The 3,069-nt window shown below is 57.5% G+C and carries 3 protein-coding genes; 1 reads left to right on the top strand and 2 read right to left on the bottom strand.

Annotated elements, in window-relative coordinates:
* A partial coding sequence (locus VN114_RS03940) for a DUF3619 family protein (protein ID WP_325512206.1) occupies positions 1 to 223 on the bottom strand: 223 nt, incomplete at its 3' end.
* On the bottom strand, positions 220 to 789 hold the full coding sequence (locus VN114_RS03935; RefSeq protein WP_325512204.1) for an RNA polymerase sigma factor: 570 nt from the start codon (positions 787 to 789) through the stop codon (positions 220 to 222). The genes VN114_RS03940 and VN114_RS03935, both read right to left, overlap by 4 nt.
* Before the next feature lie 480 nt (positions 790 to 1,269).
* Here VN114_RS03935 and VN114_RS03930 point away from each other — a divergent pair, with 480 nt between their 5' ends.
* On the top strand, positions 1,270 to 3,033 hold the full coding sequence (locus tag VN114_RS03930) for an acetolactate synthase 3 catalytic subunit (RefSeq protein WP_325512202.1): 1,764 nt from the start codon (positions 1,270 to 1,272) through the stop codon (positions 3,031 to 3,033).
* The last annotated feature ends 36 nt before the right edge of the window (positions 3,034 to 3,069 follow it).

The following is a 3,069-nucleotide window of genomic DNA, read 5'->3' as shown; positions in this document are numbered from 1 at the left end:
CCAGCCAGGCACGCAGCGGCTGCGACCGGGTGGAAGGCGCAGCCGCGCCGGCAAGCGCGGCATGTGGCGCAAGGGCTTCTGCGACAGCCGCCTGCTTTTTGTGAGACAAGGCGATTTCCCGCGCTTTTGCAAGGCGTTCCGCGGTCGATGCAGGGATATCCCGTACGCTTTCATCCAGTGCGTGGCGCACCTTGTAGGGAAAGGCCAGATCTTTGGTATTCATAAGTAAATTCCTTTGGCCTTGAGCGCCTGGGCCAAGGCGTGGGTGGCGCGCGAGCAGTGTGTTTTCACGCTTCCTTCCGAGCATCCCATCGCGACCGCGGTTTCTGCCACGTTCAGGTCCTGCCAATAACGCATCAGGAAGGCTTCTCGTTGACGGGCAGGGAGGTTTTCGATCTCCTGTTCGATCATGTCGAGCACCTGCTTGCGTTCCAGTTTTACCAGGCCGGATTCGGCGCCGTAGCTGCCGTCCTCCGCTTCGACCATGTCCATCGGGTCGAAATTCTCCTGGTCTTCCTGCCTGCTGCCAAAGCTGGAAAACAGGCTGATCCACGAACTGCGCACTTTTTCGCGCCGGAAGTAGTCGTGGATCGTATTTTGCAGAATGCGCTGGAACAGCATCGGCAATTCTGCCGCCGGCTTGTCGCCGTAGCGTTCGGCCAGCTTGATCATTGCATCCTGCACAATGTCCAGCGCCGCTTCATCCTTGCGGACCGCGTAGGCTGCCTGCTTGAAGGCGCGCCGTTCCACGCTTTCCAGAAAATCCGAGAGTTCTTGATCAGTTGCCATTCAATGCAGCGCAGACTGCGCTGCCCGGGACGTTGCGACGGGCGGACGCCAGTGACGGCCGCGATTTTCAAAACAGCAGGCATGCTAGCAAAAAAGCCTCGCTGGCGGCAATTTTTGCCAAAAATCCTTGATTTCAAACGGATTTTGCGGGATTTGACTTGACCTGAATGGTGCAACGCAGTAACGTATCGTTCCCTCTTTGCAATTCAAAGAGGTTCTATGGCCTTTTGCGCGTTGCCTATCACGCAGTATCGCAAAAGGCGCGCTTTTCACTTGAAAGCTGTTTGCTCTAACCCGCGCCACAAGCGCGAGACCTCCGCAGCACTGCCTCAGGAACTCCGGCCGAACGAGTCGCGTTTAGCACTGGTTTGAAGCACATCCACAGATGTGTGACGAATCAGCGTGACCGCACAAAAAAGGGACGCCCCAGCACTGAACGCATCATGCGGGTCACAGGAGAGAGCATCCGATCAATTTCCAATGGACCTTGAAAGGACTTGTAGCATGACCTCAGAAGCAAACAATGCCGTCGGCGAAGAGCTGACCGGCGCAGAGATCGTCGTTCGCTGTCTGGCTGAAGAAGGTGTCGAACATGTGTTCGGCTATCCGGGCGGCGCCGTGCTGTACATCTACGACGCGATCTTCAATCACAGCAAGTTCAAGCATATTCTGGTGCGCCACGAGCAGGCGGCCGTGCATGCTGCCGACGCTTATTCCCGCAGTTCCAACAAGGTCGGCGTGTCCATCGTGACTTCCGGCCCCGGCGTGACCAATGCGGTTACCGGCCTGGCGACTGCCTACATGGATTCGATTCCGATGGTCGTGATTTCCGGCCAGGTGCCGTCGACCGCCATCGGCCTGGACGCGTTCCAGGAATGCGATACCGTCGGTATCACGCGTCCATGCGTCAAACACAATTTCCTCGTCAAGGATGTCAAGGACCTGGCGGCAACGATGAAGAAAGCTTTCTACATCGCGACCACCGGACGTCCCGGCCCTGTGCTGGTCGACATCCCCAAAGACATCACGATGCACAAGTGCGTTTTCGAATATCCGAAGGACGTCGAAATGCGCTCGTACAAGCCGGTCGACAAGGGTCATTCCGGCCAGATTCGCAAGGCAGTGCAACTGCTGTTGCAAGCCGAACGGCCGATGATCTACACCGGCGGCGGCGTCATCCTCGCGAATGCATCGGAAGAACTGAATCGCCTGGTCGACAAGCTTGGCTACCCATGCACCAATACCCTCATGGGTCTCGGCGCGTACAAGGCAACCAGCGACAAGTTCATCGGCATGCCGGGTATGCACGGCACTTATGAAGCCAACATGGCGATGCAGCATTCGGACGTGATGATCGCGATCGGCGCGCGTTTCGACGACCGCGTGATCGGCAATCCGAAACATTTCGCCTCGTCCTCGCGCAAGATCATTCATATCGATATCGATCCGTCGTCGATCTCGAAGCGTGTCAAGGTCGACATTCCTATCGTCGGCAACGTCAAGGAAGTGCTGCAGGAATTGCTGGCACAGCTCGACGCGGCTGAAACCAAGCCGAACGCAGCGCATCTGTCCAGCTGGTGGAAGCAGATCAACGAATGGCGCAAGCGCGAATGCCTGAAGTACACGCCGTCGACTGAAGTCATCAAGCCGCAATCGGTCGTGCAAAAAGTGTGGGAGGTGACGAAAGGCGACGCCTTCATCACGTCCGACGTCGGCCAGCACCAGATGTGGGCCGCGCAGTACTACCCGTTCGACAAGCCGCGCCGCTGGATCAATTCCGGCGGCCTGGGCACGATGGGCGTCGGCTTGCCGTACGCAATGGGCGTGCAGATGGCCAATCCGGACGCAACCGTCGCCTGCATCACCGGCGAAGCGTCGATCCAGATGTGCATCCAGGAACTGGCGACCTGCAAGCAGTACCACATGACGCCGAAGATCATCCTGTTGAACAACCGCTTCCTCGGCATGGTGCGCCAGTGGCAGCAGCTCGAATACGGTTCGCGTTACTCCGAGTCGTACATGGATTCGCTGCCGGACTTCGACAAGCTGGTCGAATCCTACGGCCACGTCGGTATGACGGTCGACAAGCCGCAAGACCTGGACGGCGCGATGCGCGACGCCTTCGGCATGAAGGATAGACTCGTATTCATGAACATCATTACGGATCAAACCGAGAACGTCTGGCCGATGGTCAAGTCAGGCAAGGGTCTGACTGAAATGCTGCTGGGCTCGGAGGAACTGTAATGCGTCATATCATTTCTGTATTGCTGGAAAACGAAG

The sequence above is a fragment of the Oxalicibacterium sp. genome (assembly GCF_035565035.1).
GTDB lineage: Bacteria > Pseudomonadota > Gammaproteobacteria > Burkholderiales > Burkholderiaceae_D > Oxalicibacterium.
Note: the sequence above shows the minus strand (reverse complement) of the source record. Positions and strands in the feature narration are given on the sequence as shown.

What these genes read in the sequence shown, in the direction of transcription:
- VN114_RS03935 (WP_325512204.1), bottom strand. Translation starts at nt 789, where the DNA reads ATGGCAACTGATCAAGAACTCTCGGATTTTCTGGAAAGCGTGGAACGG.
- VN114_RS03930 (WP_325512202.1), top strand. Translation starts at nt 1,270, where the DNA reads ATGGACCTTGAAAGGACTTGTAGCATGACCTCAGAAGCAAACAATGCC.